Here is a 26,244-nt window from a genome sequence, read left to right on the forward strand (position 1 = left end):
CTATTCTTCTTTTATCGCTTCATCGATATATTTATTACCGAATCTGTCTATTACTTCTATTGTTATTTTCGCGCCTTTATAGGCAGGTTCAGCAAAGAATAGGTGATCTGTCGAACCGGCTCCGATATATTTATATCTGAAATTTCCTTTGTTTTTATCCACGTAACGCGCGATAGCCGGATCCCAACCTGTATATTGTTTCATTTCTCCCTTTTTTACACCATTCTCATACCAATATACCTTCCATTGGGGATCATAATTCCATACGTTGGCGATGACAGCGTCCGGCCTGTTTTTATCAGCTCCGGGCAAATAAGCGTTGAATTGGTAGTCTTTATCCTTTCCAACCGATTTGTAATACCATTTTACCTTGTCGCCGTCAAACTCGTAAACGGCGTAACCTAAGGGCGTTCCATCGCTATTATATGGCGCTTGCCAGAAAATGCCACAAAGGGCGGCAAGCACATGCTCAAAAAGGTTATCCGCTAATTGATAATTCTCATTGTAATGCTCATGCCCCGAAAGTATATAAGCATTGTACGGCTTCAACATTTTATATAAAGCGCTCCTGTTTTGCAATACTTTATTCATTTCTTCTTTTGCCGGTTCTCCCCGACGGGCTTCGCGTGAATATGTCGGTATATGGAATGACACTACTATGGTGGAACCTTCCGGTATCAGGGCTAAATCTTGTGCTAACCAGCATAATTGTTCCTCGTCAAGGTATCCTATCGAAGCATATCCTCTCGCGATGAAGAAGACATCATCGAGCACTATGTAATGAACTTTTCCTCTATTGAAGGAATAATAGGTAGGACCTAAAGCATTCTTGAATGTCTTTTTGGAATCGTGATTAGATCGACCGCTAACATCCATATCATGGTTGCCCGCCGCGTAAAAGAACGGTATATTACTTTCCGCGAAAGTACGTTTCATCCATTCAAAGAACTTCGGCTCTCTGCTTATCTCGGCTATTATATCCCCACATATCACCCCGTGTACAGGGAGATTCGCATAATTTTGGGCTATCAATGACTTTATATCCTTTATGGCTTCTTCTACCATTGGTATCTCTTCGTCAAACCCCACCTGCGGATCGGCACACGCAATAACTATATGCTTATTTTCATCTTGTCGCGACTTTTCCAAAACAAAATCAAATTTTTGCTTTAGCTTCAATTTATCATCAATCCTGTAGTAAAAATAGGGTGAATTGTCTTTCATCGGGATAATATATCCGGATGGAATTGTAATATAAATAAATTCAGCGGTCGCATTGCTTAACAAGCGGTATTCGCCTTTCTGATTTGTCACAACAATATTGTAACCGTCTGTAACAGGAACACCCGTAATAGCCGAACCTTTGTTGTCACAAACTTTCCCCATAAATTCTATATTGCGTATATCCACCTGGGCGTTTATATTTATCGATGTGATAAATAGAATTGCTATATAAATTAGTCTTTTAGTCCGCATTACTATTCTTTTTAAGTTCTACGACAATCTTTTCATATTATTCAAGAGGAGTCAGGATAGCCGCCCATCCTCCACCTTTCGCCATTTTTATTTCAATCGTTTGTCCTTTAAAGACTTCCGCGTTTTCAATCTTAAAATCAGAAGCATATCGATTCGCGTTCACGCCATCTTTTAAAATATCAATTTTATATTTTTTGTTATCAATAAAATCGAGGGTGATTTTCAACGAACGCTGATCCCAGTTTGTAAGCGATCCCACAAACCATTTATCCCCGCTACGGCGTGCGATTGTCAGATATTTCCCGGCTTCGGCTTCTATCGCCTTTGTCTCGTCCCAAACCGTTGGAATCCGGGCGATAAAACTCGTGAAATCAGGCGTCTTGTAATAATTGGAAGGACTATCCGCGAACATTTGCAGCGGACTTTCAAAGACCACAAATAACGCGCCCTGGTGCGCCCTTGTTCCTTGGCTCATCGGATGTATAAAGTTCATGTGAAAATCATTTTCAGTCGCGTTTACCGTAGCTCCGGGAGTATAATCCATAGGACCTGCCACCATCCTTGTGAATGGAAGAATCAAATCATGGTTCGGCGAAATATCATGCGAAGATTTGTTGTGCTCAAGGCCGTAAACCCCTTCAAACGTCATTACATTCGGATATTTCCGTTGTAAACCAGATGGTTTGAACGCGCCGTGGAAATCAACCAAAAGACCTCTCTCGAAAGCGGCTTTCCCCACATTCTCGTAGAAGTTGACCATATCTTGATCATTGCGCTGCATAAAGTCTATTTTCACACCTTTTATTCCCCATTGCTTATATAAATCCAATATACCTTCAATGTCCTCGTATAAAGGATTCCACAAAGCCCACAGGACAACTCCTACATTTTTGGTTTTTCCATATCTTATCAATTCTTGTACATCCACATCCTTGTTCGGCTCTCTTATATTCCATGTACCGGCAGACCAACCTTCATCCAATAGTATATATTCCAATCCATATTCAGCGGCAAAATCGATATAATACTTGTACGTTTGGGTATTTACACCCGCTTCGAAATCAACACCATACACGTTCAATGTACTCCACCAGTCCCATGAAATCCTACCCGGTTTTATCCAGCTTTTATCGCCTGCCACACTAGGGGTAGATAGTTGATAGACCAGGTTATTTTCAAGCAGGGACTTATCGTCGGCATTTATTATCAACAACCGCCAAGGGAAGTTCCTTGTTCCATTTGTTTGTGCAATATAATCGGCATTTCGTATAATCTCCTCATTTCGATCGGAGTTTTTCTTGATTTTCTTTTCAAAAATAACAGGAGGAAATACGCCATTTAATGTTGTTCCGGCTGTTCCTGCCAAAAACAAATTCGGATAATCAAAAAGGTCAGCTTCCATCACAACCATTTTTGTTCCGAATTCGGACGATAAATAGATAGGTAAATAGGCGTATTTTTGATTTGGTATATCTGATAGCTGAATATAATCAAAATCACCTTCACAATGTGTTATAAAATTCGGACTGGCTTCTTTTGGCCAATATGTATCATATTTATTTCCGAAATTAAATTCAACCTTCTCATTTTCCACATGTATCTTAGGAGATGCGATGTTCGTTTCAAACCGATACGCGGCTCCATTATTATACACACGGAATGTTACCGCGTAATTATCCTTGAAACTCAAACTCATTTCATTGTAATGATCTTGGATTTGCCTGAACTTAGTCGGAATCACCGATTCAAACGTTTCATCCACAGTTCGCCTGCTTACTTTTGGGGCGGAAGTATTGATTCCTAATATTCGGCTCGATTCTTTTATTGACAACGCTATCCGACTCGGTTTGAGCAATACTTCATTGCCGTATTGGATGCTCCACGTCAATTCTTTACCATCCGACACAGTAACTTTTATTTTGTTATCCGGTGAAGTTATTATATAATCATTGGCACTACTGATTCCAACGAAAGATAAAAAGAGAATGACTAAAAAAATAATCCTATTTCTCATAGTAATAAATATTTAATGTGTTTATTTATTTTTTTTATCAGCATTTTCCGCCCTGTCAATACCTTTTTTTATATCATCCCAAAGATTGAATCCAATAACTTGCACAATATCAAATACCATAAGTCCTTCCGACTGAGTAAGACAAACATATACAGCATCTTCAATATTCTTTTCATGGTTGAGCGCATATATCGTTCCATACATCGCGCAATCTCCATTTATTATCCTGTTAGCTCTTGCCAGCCCATATTCTATGGATTCGTTATCATCCATACCGAATATCCGCTCCAAATAAGTTCCACATAAAAACACATCTAAGTGTTCCGCGAAACCGGTATTCTTGTAATTTGGAGAAGCCCATTCATCATAACCGTCACTAGAAAAATCATACGATTTACTTGCCCAGTTTTGTCCCTGATTATACAAATATCCGATCCATGACGCGGCCCAGTATTCAAGTTTAACTTCAGGTTTAACTTCCTTAATTTTTTCTTTCACCTTCTTTACGAAATCATGGATAACCATTGACCGAAATTCCCACCATTGTTTATAGAATTTCCCCGGAGTTTTACTTCCATCGTCATTCCACGTATATATGTCAGCCGGAAAGTTTTCCACTTTTTCTCCTATATATTTTTCAAACGCGATATGGGAAACCTCCGAAAAATCACTTTCATCTCCCGCGTAGCGGCAGTAATCGAGCGCATACGAATCAAAATCGTATTTTGTGAGCAGCTCTTCCACAAACTTCATCGCGTAATCCTGAGCCTCCGGTAATACAGGGTTTAAGAAAGCCGCGACTTTAGACTTATCGTCCTTGACATCAATCATCGCTTTACTTTTGGTGTATTCAACCGCCGTTTTTCCATCCCATCTACTATCCCTGTAAGCCGCCCCATCCCTATTATTTGGTTTTCCTATAGGGAAAATCGTTGTGGATACAGTTACTTTCAATTTCCTCTTTTTTGCTTCATCTATAAAGAATCGCAGATAATCCCAATCACGCTCTACTTTATATCCTTTGTGCTCCGTCAAGAGAGGCATAAAATTACTTTTGTATAATACATCGCCTTGTGTCGGACGTACATCGACAACTATTTGATTAAATCCAGCCGCTTTTGCTTTGTCAAGATAATATTTGATCGAATCCTTTGAAGCGAATCTTTTGAAGTTTGCTTCGGAATCAAACCATAAGTATTTCGGCTTACCCGTGTCAACTATTTCATTTTTTTGAGAACCACATGATATAAAGATACATGCTATAAATACAAGGTAGATTAATTTTTTAAACATGGCTGTCTATTTTGGTTACATTTAATAGTTTAAGGAATAAGATACTTTTCACACAGCAAATATAAAGAATAATTTTTTTATAATCTTATTTGAAAATTAAAATATTTTATTAATATATCATATATCTATATTCTAAATTGGAAATAATAACGTATTCCAATAAAAGTCTCGCCTTGAATAGCTAAAATAATTAACACTGCCTTGAATAATAAAGCGCTAAAAAGCTGTTTGTTTAGTTTTAAATAACTTCTCTTGAAATGACGTCGGGCGGTACATATAATATATCTGTGTATATACCTGTATTATACAACACATTATGTGAATTAAAATTCCGAAAATAAAAAAATATCTTCGTTAATAAAAAAATAATTGTTTATAATTGTTTATAAAAAATAATTATTTATATTTGTGATGCGAATATTATAATTTATTTAAAATACTATATAAGCACATAAATATTTATTTATATGGATAATTTATTTTATATGAATGTTAAGAAAACACAATATCAAAAGGACAACGGAGAAAAGCTAAACAAATACGCCTCTGTCTATCATAGCGAATTAATCGGCGGCATTATCCCTTTTTGGGAAAATAATTCTTTAGATTTAGAATATGGAGGGTATTTTTCTTGCTTGGATCGCGAAGGTAAAGTATTTGATACCGACAAATTCTTATGGATGCAAAACAGGGAGGTTTATTTTTTCGCTATGGCGTACAATAATATTGAACGAAAGCAGAAGTGGTTGGAGATAGCTTTGCATGGCGCGGAATTTCTCAAAAAGTATGGGCGGGATGATGCGGGAAACTGGTATTTTGCGCTTGCTCAAGATGGCAGCCCGTTAGTACAGCCTTACAATATATTCTCCGATTGCTTTGCCTGTATGGGATTCGGCGAATTGTACAAAGCCACCGGCAATGAAGAACATCGCGCGATAGCGTTGGACACCTATAATAATATAATCAGCAGGAAAGAAAATCCAAAAGGAATCTATTCCAAGACATATCCGGGAACAAGACCTCTCAAAAATTTCTCTTTACCGATGATTCTATGCAACTTATCACTTATTTTAGAAGATATTATCGGCAAAGAGGCCGTAGATTCCCTGCTGAAAGTTCTTATAAAAGAAATCCGAGAGGATTTTTATCAAAAAGACAAAGGTCTCATCTTTGAGAACGTAAAAGCGAATGGCGACTTGTCCGACTCTTTTGAAGGGCGTGTGATTAATCCCGGACATGGCATAGAAGCGATGTGGTTTCTGATGGACGCAGGTGTACGCCTCAAAGATAAGGACTTAATCAATTTCGCGGTAGACACCACGCTACGGACATTAGAGTACGGATGGGATAAAAAATATGGAGGAATATTTTATTTCCTTGATTATAAGAATCATCCGACACAACAATTGGAATGGGACCAGAAATTATGGTGGGTACACATCGAAACGCTTATCGCCCTGTCGAAAGGGTATCGCCTGACGGGAAACACAACTTGTAAAGAATGGTTTGAAATAGTACACAATTACACATGGGAACATTTTAAGGACAAAAAATATCCTGAATGGTATGGATATTTGAACAGGCAAGGAGAGGTATTGCTCGATCTGAAAGGAGGAAAATGGAAAGGTTGTTTCCATGTCCCTCGAGGATTGTATCAATGCTGGAAAACACTTGAAGATATAGAATAATCCGAATAAATTAATTAACGAAGAAGACAAAACAAATCTATGAAGAACATGAACCTGAATCAAAAAGTGAACAAAAAAAGTATTGTTTCCTAATTTATGAACTTAAAATCAATACAGAAAAAGATGGAAAAAAAGAAAGACAAGTACGATAGGCGAAATACCTATCTGCAAAGACAAAATTTACTTGTATATAAAGTGATATTGATCTTATTTCCAATGCTGCTTTATTGCTTCACCCTCTCAGCGCTGGAGCAGGGAGAAACGAAGCTAGCCTTTCCCGATAAAATCAAAATATCGGGTGTAGTAGTTGATGAAGCCCAACAACCTGTCATTGGCGCGACCGTCGCGGCGGTTAATTCCAATGTAGGTACATTTACAGATATAGATGGGAAATTTGAACTGTCTGTTGACGCTAATTCAACGATCAAAATATCCTATGTCGGATATATAGAACAATGGATAAAAGTAGATCGCGCCACTACTCTAAAGATTGTACTGGTGGAAAACCTAAAGGAACTGGACGAAGTGGTGGTGGTAGGATACGGTACTCAAAAACGTATTCACATGACTGGAGCGGTTTCGGCGGTTGGAGCGAAGGAATTGACTAAAGCTCCAATGCAGAATATATCCAATATGCTTACCGGGAAGGTATCCGGCGTGACCAGTATCCAGCAAACAGGGAAACCCGGCGCCGACGGTACTACAATATATGTGCGCGGCCTTAATACGTTCAACTGGAATGACGGGGGAAATAGTCCGACGATCATTGTGGACGGCGTGCCGCGCCCGATGGACTATGTCAATCCGAACGATGTGGAAAGCATATCCGTGTTGAAAGACGCGGCGGCGGCCATCTACGGGGTGCATGGAACCAACGGGGTTATCCTAATTACCACTAAATCAGGAGGGGAAGGTCCGGCTAAGATCACCTACGACGGTTCTTTTACCGCCACACAAAACACAGCCATGCCTGATTTCTTGAACGCGAGGGAATTTATGTATTATCACAACAAAGCGCGGGCTATGGATGGAAACACACCGCTCTTCTCGGCGGACATCCAAAACCTGGTGCTGAGCAATGACCCGAACAGTATATGGGGCGAAACGGATTGGATCAATAAAATCTTCCGTACAGGTATCACGCAGCAACACAATATTTCGGCGGCAGGTGGTACGGACAAAACAAAATATTATGCCAGTCTCGGTTTTATGGATCAGGACGGAACCTTGCATAACACCAATTATACCCGTTACAACATGCGCGTGAACTTGGATGTTACAGTAGCTAAAAATTTGACATTCTCAGCCAATTTAGCAGGACTCCGCACCGATACGAACTATCCGGGGACGGTTCTCAACATTCAGGGCGAATTTGACCCGATAAGGCAAGCCATCAACACGGCGCCTGTTATCAAATCCGAATTCCAAGGCTATCCTACCGCATGGAACGGCGCCACGTATTACAAGAACGGATATGCCTCCTTGATGGAATCGGGTTACAAAAAAGCGACCAGATGGGGATTAGATTCCAATTTTAAATTACAATACGACTTCTCCGGTTTGACCGACATCCTGAAAGGCTTGAAAATTTCGATGTTTGGCGCTTATAATTATAATAACACCACCAATTCCGACTACGACAAATATTTTGAAATGTATTACGTAAACACGACTTTTGATGAAGGAATACACGGTAATGACGGATTCTCTCCGGGCGGTGGCTATGCCAAATCGGCTTCATGGGGCGACACCTATATGTATCGTCCGCAACTGGATTACGCGCGTGAATTTGGAAAAGACGGAAAACACTTTGTGGGAGCGATGCTGGCGTACGAAGCGCAACAAAACTATTCGAGCACGATGACCGGAACCAACAGGAACTATCTTAGCGATGATCCGGTAGATTTAACTTTAGGTACGGGAAATGATGATCCTGCCACAAGATCATTGGTAAGCGGATCTCATCAGACCACAGGCGAGCAATCATTGATAGGACGTCTCAATTATGTATTTGCCAAAAAATATTTGGCGGAAGTATCTTTCCGTCAGGACGGCACTTATAAATTCGCGCCTGAAAACCGTAAGGCGTTTTTTCCTTCGGCTTCCTTAGGTTGGGTTGTTTCGTCGGAAGAATTTTTCGCCAACGCCTTGCCTGCCGTGGATTATTTGAAAGTGCGCGCCAGTATAGGCAAATCGGGAAACAGTAACATCCCGGCGTGGACGTACCTAAACAACTTTGGCTTGTCTAAAAAAAGCATGGTACTCGGCGGCGCGCCGATAACGCAATTATACACGGTCAACGCATTCGTTTACCGCAATTTGTATTGGGAAAACGCCACCTTGTATAACTTAGGCTTCGATGTGGATGTATGGAACAAAAAGTTAGGCGTTGAATTGGATCTGTTTTATAAAGTCAACGACGATATCTTAGAAACACAAAGCGGTCTCTATCCTCCTTCGTTAGGCGGCTATTACCCATCGTACCAAAATTCAGGGAAAGTGGATAACAGAGGGTTTGAAATCACCCTGAAACATGAAAACAGAGTCAATTCGGATTTATTTTACTCCTTGAGCGGAAACTTTTCGTACGCGCATAACCGCGTATTGAAGCGAGCCGTCGCGGACAATTATCCGAACTATCGCGCGAAATTAGGAGAACCGATCAATTATAGGGAAGGTTTCATAGCTCTTGGCTTGTTCCAAACGCAGGAAGAAATAGACAATTATCCTGCCGCGCCATCAGGTAGCCTCCACTTAGGCGACATTAAATATTTGGATTACAACGGCGACGGAATCATTAATTCGACAGGCGATTATGCAAGAATCGGTTATGGCGACATCCCTGAAATCAACTTCTCGTTGAATATGAATGTGTCATGGAAAGGTTTTTCCGCCGCGTTGCTATGGCAAGGCGTAACGCACTCCGACTATCAGTTGTCGGGCGTATATCAGACAGGGGTGACTTCTTCTACGGTTTATACCAGTACATTCCCTGAAAACGGCAACTCGCCAAGCTATCGTATAAAAGACGCATGGACGCCGGAAAATCCGGACGCGAAATGGCCGCGTTTGACTACGGTAGCGAACGGGAACAACGCGTGGCAATCCACTTGGTGGTTGATAAATGGAGAATATTTACGATTGAAAAACGCCAATGTCGGCTACACGCTTCCGGCGAAAATATTGTCGAAAACCCCGTTCAGTTCAGTATATATCTATTTGGCAGGTACAAACTTACTTACACTTAGCCACTTCAAATATGTCGATCCTGAAAGTCCGTCGGTAAGCAACGGATATTATCCGCAACAAAAAACATATAGTTTGGGTCTTAAAGTATCATTCTAATGTAGGAGAAGAAAAAAATGAAAAAACAAACAATCATAATTTTAGCAGCAGGTATTGTATTCGGCTTGGCCACGCCTGCTTGTACCGATGTGTTGGATGTGCAGAATACCAAGGATCTATCCGACGCAGCCGTTTGGAGCACGGAACGTGCCGCGGAACTATACGTTACAGCGTCGTATAAAACAATTACAGACGTGTCGCAACTGAAGAGTAATGAATCGGCGTTTTACGACAGTTATTCCGACCTCACAAAATCGACCTCGTGGGATCAATACAATCATCCTTACAACAAGGCGTTGCTGGAAGCCAATATCCAAACCGGTGGCGCAGGTCCGTTCGACTGTTGGAGCGACGCGTATGGACGTATTCGCCGCGTCAATGTGTTGTTGGACGATATCAGCCGGTATGGCGTCCCTAAATTTGGCGAAGACTGGTGCGACATCCGCCGCGCCGAAGCGCGCCTATGCCGCGCGTTTACCTATTATCGGTTGATTCGCGTCTATGGCGGCGTGGTCATCCGTACCGATATATCCGGAGTAAACGGAGGCTTGGATGACAGCGCCAATCCGGCGGACGTCAATAGAGCGCGCGCTACCGAAGCGGAAAGCTGGGATTTTGTGCTTAAAGAATTAGACTGGGCGGCTACTCATTTGCCCGATGCTTGGCCAAGCACATGGGAAGGTCGCGCCACCAAGAAAACCGCTTATGGCTTTATTTCGCGCATGGCGTTGTACGCCCATCAATGGGAAGTAGCGGCTAAAGCGGCGGAAAAAGTGAAAGAATTGGGCGGCGCGCTGGCGTTGGACTATGCCAAAGTATTTCAGGTAGATGGCGGTCAAGACAATTCGCATGAAAATTTATTCACGCTGTATTTTGCGAAAGACCCTGAATGGAATGCTCCGGACGCTCATCGGTATGACGCTTTCGTCCGTCCTTTTGGCGATATAGCGACACATAATGGAGCGGCTGTATATGGAGCACATGTGCCAACCGCCGAACTGGCGGACCTTTATGAATTTAGTGACGGAACAGCTTTTAACTGGACTACTTACTCCGCGAGTCACGCCGATCCTTACACAGACAGGGAACCGCGTTTCAAAGCAACCATACTGTATAACGGAAGCCAATGGGAAGGCAGAACCATCCAGACTTATGTAGGCGGAACAGACGGATTTATCGCTTTCACAAAAGCCGGATCAACGCAAGCGCATACATGTACCGGCTATTACTTACGTAAATATTTACAAGAAAATAATGACTTTGTGGCGAATTATAGCTACGAAGCCGACGTGGTGCTTCGTTATGCAGAAGTATTGCTGAACAAAGCCGAAGCGTATGCCGAGTGGGATTATAACCAATACAAGACACAGGCGTTGGCAGCCTTGAACGAAGTGCGCGCCCGTGTGCACTTACCGGCAAAAACCACAGCCGACGCGCCGGACAAAGAGGCTTTCATGACCTTATTACGCAAGGAACGTTGCGTGGAATTAGCCGGCGAAGGTTTCCGCTATTGGGATTTGCGCCGTTGGAAATTAGCAATGAATGTTATTAACGGTAAAAACGCGCATGGCGTAAGAATCACAAATGGCAGCCCGCTCACGTACGAAACGATAAATTGTGACGCCGCTACATTACGTATTTTCCAGGAACGGTTTTACTATTTCTCATTGCCTGATTCCGAATTGGCGAATAATAAATTATGTCTAAATAATCCTTTATGGTAATTAAAAACAAAAATAGAGCAACAATGAAAACAATAACTAAAATAGGACTATTCTTTTTAAGCGTCTCTATGGTCTTTTCGTTGTGGAGTTGCGCCGAAGCAGATCCCGAATTTGTACATACAAAGAACACTATCTCGCAAATGACCTGCAAAGCCTCGCATACGGCAGGGGCGTTCGCCTCTACCATTTTCGAATATGACAAAAACGGCGACATGGTCTCCGGGGATTTTACACAAGAAGAAGTGGAAGGCGGGTACGGCTTGATTTTATTTGCTATTTCCGCGTCGCTGCAAGCTGATGTGGATTTGACAAACATCTACCTGGTAGCCACTATAACTTACGATGAGATTATCACTCCTTCTTTGGATGGCAGGCATGACATTACCGGCGACGGCATCATTATTACTGTGAAGTCGGGAGTAGGAACAACGCGCCAATATAGAGTGAGAGGCTATTATGAGTAATGAGAATCGGAGGGATTCAACTCCTGATTTACATTCTTAATATTAAAAACAATTTGTTATGAAAAATAGAAGTTTAAAACTATATCTAATGCTTGCGGTGGCAGGCTGCAGCTTGTTGTGTGGCGCTTGCAAGGACGATGACGACCTGTCGAGTGAAGCGGAAATAATCATCTCCTTCAAAGTTAAAAATACGGCGAATGAGGTATATAACGCCGTCATCAATACCGATAACACGGTGACTATTAAAGTGTCTCCTTACCTTGACGCGACTACGGTATTGGCTGATGCTGTACCATCCTTCTACCTATCCAAAGGCGCTACGGTAAGTCCGGATCCTTCCATTCCGCAGAACTTTGCCAAAAGTGGCGGTGTGAAATATACCGTGACCGCGGAAGACCAAAAGACGAAGAGGGAATATACCGTAGGTTGGGGCATTTCCGATAAAATGCCGGAAGGTACAGGTTTCAGTTACGCGGAAATCGGCGTCAGCAAGAATTTCGATAAATTGGGTTATCCGGGTACACAGGGTGATTTCGGTCTCGCCGATTCTAAACAATATGGCGATTTGATAATGTATCCCGCGTATTGCGGCAATTATATCGTATTGCTTTCACGCGCCTATATTGACGCCGATCCTACTTCTTCGTATGGAGTGAAAGTTTTTGATAAAAACACGTTGGCTGAATCCGGTTCTCTCAACTTAGGATCAATCTCCTTGGCTAATCTGAAACTGATAACCTCCGACTATAAAGGACATTGCGTAGGTTTGGTGGTTAGTGGCGGCTCAACAGAGGTTTTCTATTGGACAGCTCCTACTTCCGCCCCTGTATCGGTGGGTAGCATTGGAATAAACATGGCGTCGACTACCGATGGTTCGGCAAACTTCCAGGTAGCCGGCGACATCACCGGCAACGCGTGGATTACAGCTTTAGCGCCACGCAACGCAAGCGGCGAACATTATCGTGTGAAAGTCACAGGCGGTCATTTGGCTTCCGACTATTCGACGGTAAGCACCGGTTATTCAAGCAGCGACTGCGGAGGTTTCCAGATGATTTCCCCATTGGATGATTCGGATCAACCAAGTTATGTGATAGGCGACGCCGAAGGTTCACCGAGCGCTAACAATTCCATTAAATGTTATGTTAATTCACGTGCCGGTTCAACCGTTGCCGTAATGCCGGGATTGTGGCAAAACATCCTGCAAGCATGGTGGGCAGGTACAGGACAAGTTTGCGCGCGAGGCACTCGCAGACCTATTGTTTCGGGTATGGTTATCAATGGCAAAAGCTATGTGGCGATAACAAGCGGCACGGCATGGTGGCACGCGGCTACCGTAATGGGCACCGACTTGTCAACGTTGTCGCATGAAAACCTAAATATCGCCGAGAGCGTAAATTCCGGTTGGAGCTATGGCAGCTATTTAGATTGGTATTGGGACGAAGGCGAAGACACCGGCTACTTAGCCGTGTGGTTTGGCCGATTAGGACTGCGTACTTATAAGCTGACTTGCTTTGAATGAATAATCACTAATTGAAAGATGAAAAAATATTTATATTTATTGTTAGTATTTGTTATCTCGTGTGCTGTCTTCGCCTGTTCGGATGGAGGCAATGACCCGGATCCGGGTACAGAGCCTGATATTCCTGTCGATCCCGGCGGCGGTCCGGGTGGAAAAGTCAATAAACCGGTACAATTGTGGATTGACGCGCATGCCAATTTCAGCCGTTTTAAGGACAAAGCGAATATTACGACCTATATGGAAAGAATGAAAGAAACCGGATTCACTGAAATTTATGTGGATGTGAAACCGGGTATCGGTTATGCGCTGTATAATAGTGATATTTTGCCGAAATTGACCAAATGGGGTACGGAAACAGTTACCCGCGACTGGGATTATTTGAGCTTCTTTATAGAAGAAGGAGAACGGTTGGGTATAGCTGTCAACGCGAGTATCTCCACACTCGGCTTCGGTATTACAGGCACACATGAAGGATTGGTTTACGATAATGACACATGGAATGGTAAAACACAGATGATTATGCTGGATCATACTAAACCGACCGTCATTACGGATATGAAAGATTATACCGGTGTGGACGCGGTGATGTTGAATCCTTGCTTGCCTGAAGTACAAGCCTTTGTTATTTCCATTGTAGCGGAAATTGTGACAAAATATCCGAAGCTGAAAGGTATTTGCTTGGATTATTGTCGTTGGTACGGCGCCAATTATGGATTTGGAGACGCTACCATCGCAGCTTATGAAGCATATACCGGAGAAAAATTAGGAAGTAATAATGATATAATTACCAATACCGGCGGTGTAGGACCCAAATACAATAAATGGATTGAATTTCGTTCCATGACGATAACCAATTTGATTACCAATATCCGGTCGAAAGTAAAATCCATAAATCCTAATATAGAGCTTCATTTATGGGCATCGGCTCATTGGACTTCACGTTATAGTGTGGGACAGAATTGGGCTAGTAAAAAGTATGTTCCCGCTGCCAGTGGTATTTATACAAGCGCCTATAACAAAACCGGTTTTGCCGACCAATTGGAAGTATTCTCTTTGGGCGCTTACGCCGATGCTATTTGGAAAGCGGAAGTTCCGGGTTCTGATTGGTCTGTGGAAAATTTTGTTAACATCTATTCCACATATACCATGGGCGATTGTAAAGTATATGGTTCTATAAATACACCCGGCTATGGGACTAACAAAATAAAGATTTCCGACGCTGTTTATTTGTGTTTGAAAAACACAGACGGATTGATGGTCTTTGAATTATCCCATGTGATTAACAATAGCCAATGGGCTGCTATCAAAGAAGGTATTGGTCGAGTGATAAAATAATATCAAGTAACTGTTTCTGTATAAGAGGCTGTTCCATACTTTTGGGACAGCCTCTCTCTTTTTTTATGCGTTTTTCTTCGGGTCTATATATTCAATTCTCAGAGACTTAATTTTACTTTTGGGACAACCTCGATTATTTTTGTAAAAAAGGGATGAAGTGAAATGTAAAATATCGTTTCAGATATTTTATAGAATCAACGTTTCTATTTATCTTTAACATGGATTATTTGGTATTTGTAAAGTAACGCGAACCAAAGTTAAAAGAACCGTTGCCAAATCGTTACCTCTCTAGAATATATACACTGTAACCAATTGACAAATAGTCTGAAAGGTCAATAGATATGCTACCTGAAAGAAATAACGAATCAAATAAACGTTACCGGGAAATTCTTACATTTATCTTTTTTCTTTTTTTGAACATATACATAAACGGCAACGCTCGCTACCGCAGCTACTAAAGTTACAGCTAAAACTTTCTTATTCATAGTAATTATATTAATTTCTTTAGATAGATAAAATATTGATATTGTTACAGGTGATTTATCAAAACAAGATATACAAACACTGCAGGAATGGCAAGTATCGTACTATCGAACCTATCTAAGATACCTCCATGCCCCGGTATCATATTCCCTGAATCTTTTACACCTAAAGTACGTTTAATAAGAGATTCGAACAAATCGCCCCATGTGCCAAAAACAACTGTTATAGCAGAAAATCCTATCCATGCTAGGATAGACAAGTTAGGATAAAAATGAGCGAATATAAGTGACGAAGCCATCGAAAACACAGCACCCCCGATGAATCCCTCCCAAGACTTTTTAGGAGATATGCGCTCAAACAAACGATGCTTCCCTAAAGCCATACCTGTAAGATAGGCAAAAGAGTCATTGACCCATATAAAGACAAATAATGCAAGTACATATACAGAATGATAACTAGCCGGTTCGTATGCAAATACAAGATAGTTGGTCAATGCAAAAGGCACAGCGATATACACTTGCCCTAGAATAGAGTACGCCAGCGAATGAATAGGATTTTGTCTTTTCAGATATAATTCGCTTACAAATAATATAAGTAAATAGGAAACATAGGGAACGAACACGACGAACGAACTCCCTAAAGCCGCATAATAAAATCCTCCCAGAACAAGTGCAAATCCTCCTAAGATATTCCATGTGCGCACAATCGGAACTTTAGCTTTTTTCTCTATTAATCCGTAAAATTCGTAAAGTAACAACGCTGTTATAAGAGAAAAAACGATGGCAAAAGTATACTGGTTTATAAGCATTCCGCCAACCAGAATGGCAATAAATATAATTCCTGACAAGATGCGGACAACGATATTCGGTAGTTTCAAGGCGTTTAATTTTTTATTAAGTTGTTGACAAAAGTAGTAAAAATAGGAGTATTATATAAATTCTATTTAAAAATTCAAAGATTCAAAGATTCAAAGATTCAAAGATTCAAAGATTTAAAGATTCAAAGATTAGCCGTTAGCTTATAGCCTTTGTCGCTTTGCGCCATTGGCACATTGGCACATTGGCATATTGACTAATTTGCTACTTACTCGCGAAGCGAGTTTAACTACTGATTCGCATTATTTATATAACAATATAGATTTCAATTTCTTTCGTTTCTCAGGGGTCAGATTCAATTCTTTCAGCATGTAATCTTCAACCGAACCACTCTTTTCACGGATACACGATATGCCGTATCTCAAATATGCCAAGTCTGTTTTTGTAAGCATGGTAAATGTCTCTTGTCTCGATTCAGATAGACTGTCAGCTCCTTTTACAAGCTTTGTTCTATCAATGCCTATATCCGATGCCATATAATCATCTTCTATTTCATCCATAGGTACATCCAATGCTTTAAATAGAAAGTATGTGGCTAACCCCGATTGGTCTTTTCCCAAATAGCAATGGTACACAAGGGGATAGTTATTCTCATCGCACAAATAATCAAAGAAGGTGGCATACTCTTTAGCAAAATTATTCACCATATCTCTATAGGTATCCTGAGTATAAACAATGGCGTCTCCACGTAAAAACTGTCCAGCCATAATTTTTTGAGAAATAGCACTATAGCCATTATATACTATCGGAATACGGATATTATTGACCTTAGTATACTTTTCCACCACTCTTCTTGTTGCATCTGCAGATTTTAAATCGATCGAGGTTTTAATCCCCAGATTATCTAACTCAAGGCTATCGCGGGATGTCATTTTATAGAAACTTCCCGATCGGAAGATTTTCCCCCATCGTATCCGATGGTTTTCACTTGTCAGATATCCTCCAATGTCACGGAAGTTCTGGATACTGTCTAACTCGAAAAAACGGTTTGTTATTGTACCTGACGTAGTCCCGGCAAGCTTTATTTGAAAGAATTTTCTCTTTTCCACATCACCCGAATCATTCTTAACAACTGCTATATAGTCATTTGAGTTTGCCACAAATTCGGGTACCGATGGGAACACACTGTCGTTATCCGATACAAAGATTTCAACAGGAACATTATCCATATCAGGATATATTTCCCATTTCAATACATAATTACCTTTCCGGTCTTTCTCGCACAGAACGGTTAAAGACGGGGTAGAGGCACAATTACAAAACAGAATAATACTAGCAGCACTAAAAAGTAATTTAAGCTTCATACACATAAAATCAACTATCCGGACCAACACTATTATAACAAAGATACATTAGTATCGAATGCTTTTCAATACCCTGTATTCTTTTTGCAAAGATTTACCTTTTTTTCACACTTCAAATACATTTAACAATACAATACCAACTAATTGCTTATATTTGTTTTCTTTAATGAAAAATAGTTGCCGCATAACAAGACAATTTAGTGTTAATGGGTAAGGTTATTCAAAAAGTTTATATAATAAAAGATAAACAGACCAAAGCTACAAGTCTCGATATAGAGACTGAAAAGTATTGGGAATTATATGCTGGCACTTCATTTGAGAGCATAGATAAAACAGCTCCTATACTGACAGGTAATGGCAGTGGTATTTTCCCTCTCAATGTGAGCAGCTCTAGCCGCACTTATTTTGAACTGGTTAGTGAAACGGAAAGAATATTATTGGCCGAAAGGCATTTACCCATGGCAGGAGGTTATAATTTTCGCGATCTGGGAGGTTTCAAAACAAAGGAAGGAAGATATACAAAATGGGGAAAATTGTTCCGGGCAGACGAATTATCCAATCTCACAGAAGAAGATCTCAAATACCTGTCCGGCATCCCGATAACATCAGTTATAGATTTCAGGGCGCAAAGCGAAGTAAAACGTTCTCCGGACAAGCTTCCGCATACTGTTCATTTCACATATCCTATAGCCATCACTCCCGGGAATCTAAGCAGTGAAGGAATTCAGGCAAATTTACTCAGCACGAATATAGATACTCAGATGAAGTACATGAACCGTTTGCTAGTAAGCGATCCTGCCTGTGTAAGAGCCTTCCGCATATTTTTTGCCATAGTACAGAACAATCTGAGCGCACCTCTTATATTTCATTGTTCGGCAGGAAAAGACAGGACCGGTATGGCGGCAGCTCTTGTCCTATACTCTTTGGGTGTAGACGAACAGACGATCATGGAAGACTATTTGTCGTCGAAAATATATTTAAGTGACAAGTACGATGCGTTTATAGCAAAATATCCACGTGCAGAATCTATATTTACAGTAAAAAAAATGTTCTTGCAGGCAGGTATCAATCAGATAAAAAGAGATCACGGATCTGTGATGGATTACCTCACCAAAGTACTAAAAGTAGACATTGTGAAAATGAGAAGACTTTACCTTCAATAAAACTACTGTTTTCAACTCTTATTAATTTCACAAAAAAATCCTTAGCTTTGCTATATTAATATTTTAAACGAAAATCTTATGAAATATTATTGGGGACTAATTTTCCTAGTATTTACCGGAGCAACTCAACTTTCCGCTCAAAGCACGGTTAAGATGAGCGCGGTAAAAGGCAATGACTATGGAGTAGCTTATTCTTTACCCAAAACCTCTATTACAGTATCCGTAAAATATACAAAGACTACGCGAAAGGCCGGGCAGTTCTATCAATACGCCGAACGTTACCTGAGTATCTCAAACCCTATAATAGAAAACAGTACAATTTACTCCATCGATAATATTGATGCTGCTACACAAGGTGTTGTTGATAAAGACAAATCCTACCTGGTAGAATTCCGCTCAAATACAACTACTCCATTTGTAACACTGACAAAAGACGGACTGATATGTGCTATCAATAACGATTATACTTTCCCGAAGGAAGAAGTAACAGAAGCCACTCCTACCCCGTCAAGTTTCACATCTGATCCCCGTAGTTTTTTATCGGAAGAGATATTGAGGGCAGGTTCTACGGCTAAACAAGCGGAGTTGATCGCCAAACAAATATACCGTTTACGGGAAAGCCGGAATAATATCCTGACAGGAGAAGCCGACAATATGCCTCCTGACGGAAATGCCTATAAACTGGTAATGACACAACTCGAAGAACAGGAAAGAGCTTTAACGGCAATGTTTATCGGGACTGAAAGTGTGGAGACCGGTTCGAAAGCATTTACTATTGTTCCGGATAAAAAAGACATCGAAAACAGGGTTATTTTCCGATTCTCTTCTAAGCTTGGCATTGTTGACGCGAACGACCTGTCCGGCGCTCCGGTTTACTTTACTCTGAAAAATAAAGACCCGCGCGTTGAGCAGATACTCACCCCTAAAGAAGAAAAAGAAATGGAGAAGAAGTTTTCGGCAGGAATAATCTACAATATCCCGAATAAAGCTGCATTGCAAATTTCTTATAACGGAAAAGACTATGTAAGAAAAGAATGTGACATCGTACAATACGGAGTACAGGATGTCCTAACTCCTAAAATGTTCGACAACAATAAAATGCCGGTAAAGGTTATCTTCTATCCTGACATGGGCGCTATCAAGCAAATAATACAGTAACTCACCAGAGGGTGTGTCAAAAGATGGAGTTCCCGTCATTGCGAGGGCGATAGCCCGAAGCAATCCATTAATAATCAACACTCTGGATTGCTTCACTTCGTTCGCAATGACGAAAAAAATGACCTTTTAACACACCCTCTTTCGATATTTATATGGGATTAGAAATAGAACGGAAATTTTTGGTGAAAGGAGATTTTAAACAATACGCTTATAAAAAAGAAGTTATTGTTCAGGGCTATCTGTCGTCTATCCCCGAACGAACAGTCCGCGTCAGGATAAAAGGGGAAAAAGCGTATCTCACAATAAAAGGGATCAGCAACGCGTCGGGATTATCTCGCTACGAATGGGAAAAAGAAATTCCTTTACATGACGCTCGGGAGTTAATAGATATATGCGAACCGGGAATAATAGATAAAGTCCGCCATTATATTAAGAATGATAACTATACTTTCGAAGTCGACGAATTTCACGGTGACAATGAAGGTTTGGTGATGGCTGAAATAGAACTTTCGGATGAAGCCGACATTTTTGAAAAACCCGATTGGCTTGGGGATGAAGTTACCGGAGACGAGCGTTACTACAACTCATATTTGAGTCAGAAACCGTACACTAAATGGTGACCGGATGATTGATACAGAAGTAAAAGTCCACGATAATTTTTCGCTGGAATTCAAAATCGGGTTTATTCCCGATAAGGATAATCCGAAAGACGTTAATCAATTCAGGATTAACAGTTGGATATTTGTACCAAATAGTCTGGATATTAACCGGTCAACATACAAGAAAACAGATTTCTACAGGGATGTGAATACCAATATTCGTCTGATTACTCCGGTCTATTCTCTGGAAGAAATCCTAAAAGCCGGACGCGGCCCTTTGCCAAGATTACAAAAGGCATTAGATGATCTGGTTATAAATCCGACGGACGAAATTAAAACAGAGAGCTTTGTATATCAGGTAAAAATGTTCGTCTGTATTGTAAAAAGCGCTCTTCGCCGCCATGTACAGATCATACGCGACACATCTGCCGACGAAGAGATTATCTCACACATAGAATCCTTTATTCATGATGTAAGAGAAATAGCCCTTCAGTACCGTGAGAAATGGGAAGAACTGACAAAGACAGATATATCGAAACAACAACGGGATTATTTTCTTTTCGGCGACGATTTTCTTGGAAATATAATAGAGCAGTATTCGTTTGAGATAATGCGCCAATTGTCAGGCAATAAAAAGGTGTTTGAAAAAATAAAGCCCGGACTTTATAAATTGTTGGAGGACGAAACAGCCCACAAAAGAAAAAGAGGGTTTATGCTTCTCGAAAAAGAGGACACAAAGCATAACAGCCTGGTTATAACCCAGCGTAATGTCCTGAAAAAATTTGTAGAGAGCGACCTGTTTTTACAAATCATAAAGAAAAAAGACGGAGCTTTGGCCGAGCAGGTTTACTATAGTATAGCTGCCGGTATTGCCATGATTTTCGCGACTGTGATCTCTTTCTTTGCAACACAACGCTTCGGTAATTTCACCACTGACCTTTTCGTTATCCTGGTGTTCAGCTATATGTTTAAAGACCGCATAAAGGATATAACGCGCTATTATTTCACGTCCAAACTGAGTAAAAAATACTTTGACACGAAATTGAAATTGAGTATTCGCAAACAAGAGATCGGCTGGATGAAAGAAGGCTTTGACTTCATCGAAGAGAGTAAACTTCCGGATGAAGTACGCAGCATAAGAGCCAGGTCTCCACTAGTTGAAGCCGAGAACCAAGTGTATGATGAAAAAATCATATTGTACCGGAAATGGGTTAGCTTGTCGAAAGAAGATATTGAGGAATATAAAGAATATCGTTTGTCGGGAATTAATGATATCACCAGATTCAGTTTATTGCACTATACTCAGAAAATGGATAACCCGTTTATCCCCCTCTATATACCGGACAAAGAAAACGGGCTTGCGGCTATGGAAGGCAACAAGATATATTCCCTTTACTTTATCATACAGTGCCAATCGGACAGCGATGAATATTACCGAAAATACCGGATATTGTTCAACCGGAACGGTATAAGCGATGTAAGCGAATTAAATTAGAAAAGTAACAATAAACAGAATGAACAAGTTAACTATCATAAAAGTAGGAGGCAAGATTGTAGAGGAAGAACAGTCTTTACAACAATTATTAAAAGATTTCGCCCAAATAGAGGGATACAAAATACTGGTACATGGAGGCGGACGCTCAGCGACAAAGTTAGCTGAACGCCTGGGCATAGAAAGCCGGATGGTAAACGGGCGGAGGATAACCGATCTGGAAACACTCCAAGTGGTGACGATGGTATATGGCGGATTGGTGAATAAAAACATTGTCGCCAAACTGCAAGCGCTGGGTATAAACGCCTTAGGACTTACCGGAGCAGACATGAATATGATGCTTTCCGATAAAAGACCGGTTAAAGATATAGATTACGGCTATGTAGGTGATGTAAAAAAGGTAAACATTGACATCCTATCCTCTCTCATACAACAAGGTATAATTCCTGTTTTAGCGCCGTTAACCCACGATGGAAAGGGGAATATATTGAACACGAATGCCGATACAATAGCCGGAGAAACAGCGAAAGCATTGGCTCAGGTATTTGATGTGAGCTTAGTTTATTGCTTCGAAAAGAAAGGGGTACTAATGAATGAGAAGGATGATGACAGCGTTATTCCTCAAATAAATAAAACCGAATTTGAACGGTTCGTCGAGCAAGGTGTTATTCAGGGTGGAATGATCCCGAAGCTGGAGAATGCTTTCAACTCGATAGAAGCCGGAGTAAAGGAAGTGATTATTACCAGCGCCGCGGAATTAGGAAAGAACACAGGAACACGCATTAATGGAGAATAAATTCTATAAGGAATTCGGGGGATTACTCACGAAACATTTCCCGTATAAGGTTCAGAAAATATCGATCAACGCCGGTTTCACTTGCCCGAACAGGGACGGGTCGAAAGCCGTAGGAGGTTGTACATATTGTAACAATCAAAGTTTCAGCCCGGGATATGGAGGGAAACAGCGTTCCGTAAGCGACCAGCTACGCGATGGCATTGCTTTCTTTTCCTACAAGTATCCCGAAATGAAATATCTGGCCTATTTTCAGTCTTACACAAACACGTATGACAGCATCGATAAGCTGATCTCCCTGTATGAAGAAGCTTTGGCTTACCCCGGTGTCGTAGGATTGATCATCGGCACACGTCCCGACTGTATGCCGGATGAATTGTTGGATTATTTCGCAGAACTAAACAGACGAACTTTCCTCATCATAGAATATGGACTCGAATCTACATTAGATTCTACCTTAGAGTTTATCAACAGGGGGCACACACATGCGGAGAGCGTCGCTGCAATAGAAAAAACGGCATCGAAGGGCATTTATACAGGAGCTCACCTGATATTAGGCCTGCCTCACGAAAGCAGGGAGCAGGTACTGGCTCATGCCGGAGTCGTATCAAAACTTCCATTAACTACATTAAAGTTACATCAATTACAGCTCATCAAAGGAACGGTAATGGCGAAGCAGTACAGGGAACACCCTGAGTGGTTCAACCTGTTCGAAGTAGATGATTATATCGATCTGTGTATCGATTTTGCTGAAAGACTGAATCCTGATTTTATTATTGAAAGATTTATATCGCAATCTCCGAAACAACTGCTGATAGCTCCCGATTGGGGTTTAAAGAACTTTGAATTTACAGCAAAAATATGGAAGCGTTTTGCCGAAAGGGAGACGTGGCAGGGGCGACTGTATGAAAATAAAGGGTAACCTATGGCAGGGCACGAAAATCATTCCATCTGGGTTGCTTCGGGCAAAACTCTACCAAGGACGTATCAAAGACCTTTTGAGACACCCTTATTTTATATATTTGAATTGGTGGTTTTATTATCTTACTATTATTTTTTGAGCAGATTTGCCCGCCTTTAATATGTATAACCCTTTCGGCAGGTCGATATAACAGCTTCCAAAACACGTTTTGAGATTAATGCTGGTTACTTTTACCCCTAAGATGCTATACACTTCCAGATAGCCGGATGTAGGTACATTCTCCATTTTTATTTTGGTGGTATTATTTATGTTTACCTCCAACGTTGTGGTATTGTCCGATGGCTGGTCTGTAATAGAAAAACCGTTCACCGGAAAATCCACACCTTTCGAATTAGCTTGAAAAGAGATTCCTGTGAACAAGATAAGGAACAATATATACTTGAATTTTCCCATTATCGATACTACTGACAAAGGCAAATATAGGTATTAAAGATTATAAAATACTAAAAAACAGGAAAAAAATACATGAGTTCACAATTTTTCACGAAGTCCTTCGTTAGCGAGTATTGTATTTTCGAAAATTTCCATTGCTTCACTCAGTAATACCTTATTATCCGGATAGCGAGCCGAAAAATGTCCCAGCATTAATTTTTTCACATTCGCCCGTTTTGCTATCTCTGCCGCCTGGCTGGCTGTGGAATGGCCTGTTTCGCGTGCCCGTGCCTTATCCGAAGCCGCGAATGTAGCTTCGTGATACAACATGTCGACTCCCTCGATGATAGGTATTATTTTTTCGTTATAAGCTGTATCGGAGCAATAGGCATACGAGCGCGCCCGTTCGGCAGGTGTTGTAAGCCTTGCATTAGGAATAATATCTCCTTCCTCAGTAATAAAATCAGCCCCTTGTTTAATTTTAGCCAGTTCTTTTATCGGAATATTATAAAACTTGATTAAGTCGGGTATTAAATGCGCTTCTTGCTGTTTTTCCTGAAATAAAAAGCCTGCACAGGGTACGCGGTGTTTTAGCGGAATAGTTCTCACCGTTACAGAACGGTCTTCGTATATAATTTCGCTTTTTCCAGGATGGAATGTCTGTATTCTTACTTGGAAAGGATGGTCTTTACAAAAAAAATCGATTTCGGGACGAAGTATTTCTTCTAATCCCGGAACAGAATGAATAACTAAATCGCCTGTCCGCCCCAAGAGGCCTAGCGTTGAAATCAGCCCTATCAATCCGAAACAATGGTCGCCGTGCAGATGCGATATAAATATTTGTGTCAGCCGCCCAAAGCGGAGTTTGCTTCTTCTCAATTGTAATTGCGTTCCTTCTCCGCAATCTATCATAAATAGTTTGTCCCTTACATTTATTATCTGCGATGAAGGGTTATGGCGTGTAGTGGGCGTTGCCGAACCGCACCCCAATATGTCGATTTCGAATTTTTCCATTATTCAATGTGTATCAGCTTATGCAATTGGAGGCTTAAACGCCATTCAGGGTGTTGTTTTATCAGTTCGACGCAATATGCGACATTATCTTCGTTCATTTTATCGGCATCGAATATAGGACTTAAAAAATAATTGTCAGCTTTTGGAAAAACCGAGATGTCGGGAATCGTATCGCCCTTTTTTACCGGTATTCTGATCTCATTTACCTCAGGTATGCGCGATTTGATGGATTCGTAGTCCTGCTTTGGGCTACAGGCTATATAATCTATCAGGGAAGGGGCTCTTCGCGTGCCATTTGTTTCAATAGCTTGTTTGTATCCTTTTTCGCGGAAGAAAGCAAGGTGCCGGTCTTTTAATTGGATTGTCGGTTCGCCTCCCGTCCAGATAATCCACTTGCAAGGATACTGCCCGATCACGTCCAATATTTCCTCTAAGGTCATATCGTCACCTCCGGCAAAATCGGTGTCGCAAAAACTACATGCCAAATTGCACATGGTCAACCGGATGAATATAGAAGCCTCTCCATTCCGTCCACCTTCACCTTGCAGAGAATAAAATATTTCATTTACTGTCAGCTTCATAAACAGCAGTTGTTTTTGGTGTTTCGGATACCTCTATGGCGTATAATTCGGGGATGTCTTTTTTGAATACATCATATAGATGTTTTGCTATGTTTTCGGCTGTAGGATTAAATGCGAAGATGTCATTCAGATGCTTGTGATCAAGCTCTTCGTCAATATATTTTTTAACACTATCCAATTCTCTGTAATCTTTTACAAAGCCTGTATTATTCAGTTCACCTGCTCTTAGGTGAACAGAAATCACATAGTTGTGTCCGTGCAAACGCGAACAAGGGTGTTCTTGAGATAGCCCCTCAAGAATATGTGAAGCTGAAAATGAAAACTGTTTACTTATTTTGTACATTATGCTTATACTATTTTTTTCTGAAAACAGATGCTGCTCTCAATATGTTCATACTGTCCATAGTTGGGTATGTTGGAATAACCATTTTTCTCATAAAGTTTTATTGCATCAGGAAATTTTCGTCCGGTTTCGAGAATGCAAAATTTTCCGCCAAGTTCTTTGCTCCATTTTTCTAATTCATTCAAAATACGGGAAGCAATACCTTTTTTCCTATATTCATTCAGAAC

Annotated in this window: 22 protein-coding genes; 12 read left to right on the forward strand and 10 right to left on the reverse strand. The window is 40.8% G+C overall.

Features of this window, described 5'->3' with window-relative positions; translation table 11 throughout:
• From ACYPZI_RS06695 to ACYPZI_RS06705, 3 genes are read right to left on the reverse strand one after another with little or no spacing between them, the layout of a single operon-like run.
• The gene (locus ACYPZI_RS06695; RefSeq protein ID WP_459599877.1) at positions 1–1,476 is read right to left on the reverse strand and encodes a calcineurin-like phosphoesterase C-terminal domain-containing protein; all 1,476 of its coding nucleotides are present in this window, start codon (positions 1,474–1,476) and stop codon (positions 1–3) included.
• A gap of 37 nt (positions 1,477–1,513) precedes the next feature.
• On the reverse strand, positions 1,514–3,490 hold the full coding sequence (locus ACYPZI_RS06700) for a glycoside hydrolase family 97 protein (RefSeq protein ID WP_459599879.1): 1,977 nt from the start codon (positions 3,488–3,490) through the stop codon (positions 1,514–1,516).
• A 21-nt stretch (positions 3,491–3,511) separates the two neighbouring features.
• Positions 3,512–4,783: a family 10 glycosylhydrolase gene (locus tag ACYPZI_RS06705; RefSeq protein WP_459599881.1), complete on the reverse strand. Its 1,272-nt coding sequence runs from the start codon at positions 4,781–4,783 to the stop codon at positions 3,512–3,514.
• A 485-nt stretch (positions 4,784–5,268) separates the two neighbouring features.
• Between ACYPZI_RS06705 and ACYPZI_RS06710 the strand changes: the two genes are divergently transcribed.
• From ACYPZI_RS06710 to ACYPZI_RS06735, 6 genes are all read left to right on the forward strand, one after another.
• Positions 5,269–6,471 (forward strand): n-acyl-d-glucosamine 2-epimerase, encoded by a 1,203-nt coding sequence (locus ACYPZI_RS06710; RefSeq protein WP_459599938.1) that lies wholly within the window; start codon positions 5,269–5,271, stop codon positions 6,469–6,471.
• A 123-nt stretch (positions 6,472–6,594) separates the two neighbouring features.
• Positions 6,595–9,816, forward strand: coding sequence for a SusC/RagA family TonB-linked outer membrane protein (locus ACYPZI_RS06715; protein WP_459599883.1), 3,222 nt, complete (start codon positions 6,595–6,597; stop codon positions 9,814–9,816).
• Positions 9,817–9,833: 17 nt separating this feature from the next.
• Positions 9,834–11,540 carry a RagB/SusD family nutrient uptake outer membrane protein gene (locus tag ACYPZI_RS06720; RefSeq protein ID WP_459599885.1) on the forward strand — a complete coding sequence of 569 codons (1,707 nt, stop codon included), beginning with the start codon at positions 9,834–9,836 and terminating at the stop codon, positions 11,538–11,540.
• Between the two features lie 23 nt (positions 11,541–11,563).
• On the forward strand, positions 11,564–12,004 hold the full coding sequence (locus ACYPZI_RS06725) for a hypothetical protein (protein ID WP_459599887.1): 441 nt from the start codon (positions 11,564–11,566) through the stop codon (positions 12,002–12,004).
• A 58-nt stretch (positions 12,005–12,062) separates the two neighbouring features.
• Positions 12,063–13,523: a DUF5018 domain-containing protein gene (locus ACYPZI_RS06730; protein WP_459599889.1), complete on the forward strand. Its 1,461-nt coding sequence runs from the start codon at positions 12,063–12,065 to the stop codon at positions 13,521–13,523.
• An 18-nt stretch (positions 13,524–13,541) separates the two neighbouring features.
• Positions 13,542–14,858 (forward strand): family 10 glycosylhydrolase, encoded by a 1,317-nt coding sequence (locus tag ACYPZI_RS06735; protein WP_459599891.1) that lies wholly within the window; start codon positions 13,542–13,544, stop codon positions 14,856–14,858.
• A gap of 529 nt (positions 14,859–15,387) precedes the next feature.
• Here the strand turns inward: ACYPZI_RS06735 and ACYPZI_RS06740 are convergent.
• Positions 15,388–16,218, reverse strand: coding sequence for a phosphatidate cytidylyltransferase (locus ACYPZI_RS06740; RefSeq protein ID WP_459599892.1), 831 nt, complete (start codon positions 16,216–16,218; stop codon positions 15,388–15,390).
• 240 nt (positions 16,219–16,458) lie between these two features.
• On the reverse strand, positions 16,459–17,520 hold the full coding sequence (locus tag ACYPZI_RS06745; protein WP_459599894.1) for a tyrosine-protein phosphatase: 1,062 nt from the start codon (positions 17,518–17,520) through the stop codon (positions 16,459–16,461).
• Between the two features lie 206 nt (positions 17,521–17,726).
• On the opposite strand from ACYPZI_RS06745, the gene ACYPZI_RS06750 reads away from it, so the two are divergent.
• The 6 genes from ACYPZI_RS06750 (at position 17,727) to mnmL (ending at position 23,647) form a co-directional block, all read left to right on the forward strand.
• Positions 17,727–18,683, forward strand: coding sequence for a tyrosine-protein phosphatase (locus tag ACYPZI_RS06750; RefSeq protein WP_459599896.1), 957 nt, complete (start codon positions 17,727–17,729; stop codon positions 18,681–18,683).
• Positions 18,684–18,761: 78 nt separating this feature from the next.
• Positions 18,762–19,841 carry a DUF4831 family protein gene (locus ACYPZI_RS06755; protein WP_459599898.1) on the forward strand — a complete coding sequence of 360 codons (1,080 nt, stop codon included), beginning with the start codon at positions 18,762–18,764 and terminating at the stop codon, positions 19,839–19,841.
• Between the two features lie 152 nt (positions 19,842–19,993).
• On the forward strand, positions 19,994–20,461 hold the full coding sequence (locus ACYPZI_RS06760) for a CYTH domain-containing protein (protein WP_459599900.1): 468 nt from the start codon (positions 19,994–19,996) through the stop codon (positions 20,459–20,461).
• Between the two features lie 4 nt (positions 20,462–20,465).
• Positions 20,466–21,935 (forward strand): hypothetical protein, encoded by a 1,470-nt coding sequence (locus ACYPZI_RS06765; protein WP_459599902.1) that lies wholly within the window; start codon positions 20,466–20,468, stop codon positions 21,933–21,935.
• 19 nt (positions 21,936–21,954) lie between these two features.
• Positions 21,955–22,728: an acetylglutamate kinase gene (argB, locus tag ACYPZI_RS06770; protein ID WP_459599904.1), complete on the forward strand. Its 774-nt coding sequence runs from the start codon at positions 21,955–21,957 to the stop codon at positions 22,726–22,728.
• Entirely contained in the window at positions 22,718–23,647 is a 930-nt protein-coding gene (mnmL, locus tag ACYPZI_RS06775) for a tRNA modification radical SAM protein MnmL/YtqA (protein WP_459599906.1), read from the forward strand. The genes argB and mnmL overlap by 11 nt, the downstream gene beginning before the upstream one ends.
• 117 nt (positions 23,648–23,764) lie before the next feature.
• Here mnmL and ACYPZI_RS06780 read toward each other — a convergent pair whose 3' ends face one another.
• The 5 genes from ACYPZI_RS06780 to ACYPZI_RS06800 form a co-directional block, all read right to left on the reverse strand.
• Positions 23,765–24,100, reverse strand: a complete 336-nt coding sequence (locus ACYPZI_RS06780) for a T9SS type A sorting domain-containing protein (RefSeq protein WP_459599908.1) — start codon at positions 24,098–24,100, stop codon at positions 23,765–23,767.
• A 78-nt stretch (positions 24,101–24,178) separates the two neighbouring features.
• Positions 24,179–25,093 carry a ribonuclease Z gene (locus ACYPZI_RS06785; protein WP_459599910.1) on the reverse strand — a complete coding sequence of 305 codons (915 nt, stop codon included), beginning with the start codon at positions 25,091–25,093 and terminating at the stop codon, positions 24,179–24,181.
• On the reverse strand, positions 25,093–25,674 hold the full coding sequence (locus ACYPZI_RS06790) for a 7-carboxy-7-deazaguanine synthase QueE (RefSeq protein WP_459599912.1): 582 nt from the start codon (positions 25,672–25,674) through the stop codon (positions 25,093–25,095). The genes ACYPZI_RS06785 and ACYPZI_RS06790 overlap by 1 nt, the downstream gene beginning before the upstream one ends.
• The gene (gene queD, locus ACYPZI_RS06795) at positions 25,655–26,017 is read right to left on the reverse strand and encodes a 6-carboxytetrahydropterin synthase QueD (protein WP_459599914.1); all 363 of its coding nucleotides are present in this window, start codon (positions 26,015–26,017) and stop codon (positions 25,655–25,657) included. Before queD ends, ACYPZI_RS06790 begins: the two co-directional genes overlap by 20 nt.
• Positions 26,018–26,022: 5 nt before the next feature.
• On the reverse strand, positions 26,023–26,241 hold the full coding sequence (locus ACYPZI_RS06800) for a GNAT family N-acetyltransferase (RefSeq protein WP_459599940.1): 219 nt from the start codon (positions 26,239–26,241) through the stop codon (positions 26,023–26,025).
• Positions 26,242–26,244 lie beyond the last annotated feature (3 nt).

This window comes from Dysgonomonas reticulitermitis, from assembly GCF_054601275.1.

Excerpts from the sequence above, each read along its gene's own strand:
- ACYPZI_RS06695 (WP_459599877.1), bottom strand. The coding sequence starts at position 1,476 with ATGCGGACTAAAAGACTAATTTATATAGCAATTCTATTTATCACATCG.
- ACYPZI_RS06700 (WP_459599879.1), bottom strand. The coding sequence starts at position 3,490 with ATGAGAAATAGGATTATTTTTTTAGTCATTCTCTTTTTATCTTTCGTT.
- ACYPZI_RS06705 (WP_459599881.1), bottom strand. The coding sequence starts at position 4,783 with ATGTTTAAAAAATTAATCTACCTTGTATTTATAGCATGTATCTTTATA.
- ACYPZI_RS06710 (WP_459599938.1), top strand. The coding sequence starts at position 5,269 with ATGAATGTTAAGAAAACACAATATCAAAAGGACAACGGAGAAAAGCTA.
- ACYPZI_RS06715 (WP_459599883.1), top strand. The coding sequence starts at position 6,595 with ATGGAAAAAAAGAAAGACAAGTACGATAGGCGAAATACCTATCTGCAA.
- ACYPZI_RS06720 (WP_459599885.1), top strand. The coding sequence starts at position 9,834 with ATGAAAAAACAAACAATCATAATTTTAGCAGCAGGTATTGTATTCGGC.
- ACYPZI_RS06725 (WP_459599887.1), top strand. The coding sequence starts at position 11,564 with ATGAAAACAATAACTAAAATAGGACTATTCTTTTTAAGCGTCTCTATG.
- ACYPZI_RS06730 (WP_459599889.1), top strand. The coding sequence starts at position 12,063 with ATGAAAAATAGAAGTTTAAAACTATATCTAATGCTTGCGGTGGCAGGC.
- ACYPZI_RS06735 (WP_459599891.1), top strand. The coding sequence starts at position 13,542 with ATGAAAAAATATTTATATTTATTGTTAGTATTTGTTATCTCGTGTGCT.
- ACYPZI_RS06745 (WP_459599894.1), bottom strand. The coding sequence starts at position 17,520 with ATGAAGCTTAAATTACTTTTTAGTGCTGCTAGTATTATTCTGTTTTGT.
- ACYPZI_RS06750 (WP_459599896.1), top strand. The coding sequence starts at position 17,727 with ATGGGTAAGGTTATTCAAAAAGTTTATATAATAAAAGATAAACAGACC.
- ACYPZI_RS06755 (WP_459599898.1), top strand. The coding sequence starts at position 18,762 with ATGAAATATTATTGGGGACTAATTTTCCTAGTATTTACCGGAGCAACT.
- ACYPZI_RS06760 (WP_459599900.1), top strand. The coding sequence starts at position 19,994 with ATGGGATTAGAAATAGAACGGAAATTTTTGGTGAAAGGAGATTTTAAA.
- ACYPZI_RS06765 (WP_459599902.1), top strand. The coding sequence starts at position 20,466 with ATGATTGATACAGAAGTAAAAGTCCACGATAATTTTTCGCTGGAATTC.
- argB (WP_459599904.1), top strand. The coding sequence starts at position 21,955 with ATGAACAAGTTAACTATCATAAAAGTAGGAGGCAAGATTGTAGAGGAA.
- mnmL (WP_459599906.1), top strand. The coding sequence starts at position 22,718 with ATGGAGAATAAATTCTATAAGGAATTCGGGGGATTACTCACGAAACAT.
- ACYPZI_RS06780 (WP_459599908.1), bottom strand. The coding sequence starts at position 24,100 with ATGGGAAAATTCAAGTATATATTGTTCCTTATCTTGTTCACAGGAATC.
- ACYPZI_RS06785 (WP_459599910.1), bottom strand. The coding sequence starts at position 25,093 with ATGGAAAAATTCGAAATCGACATATTGGGGTGCGGTTCGGCAACGCCC.
- ACYPZI_RS06790 (WP_459599912.1), bottom strand. The coding sequence starts at position 25,674 with ATGAAGCTGACAGTAAATGAAATATTTTATTCTCTGCAAGGTGAAGGT.
- queD (WP_459599914.1), bottom strand. The coding sequence starts at position 26,017 with ATGTACAAAATAAGTAAACAGTTTTCATTTTCAGCTTCACATATTCTT.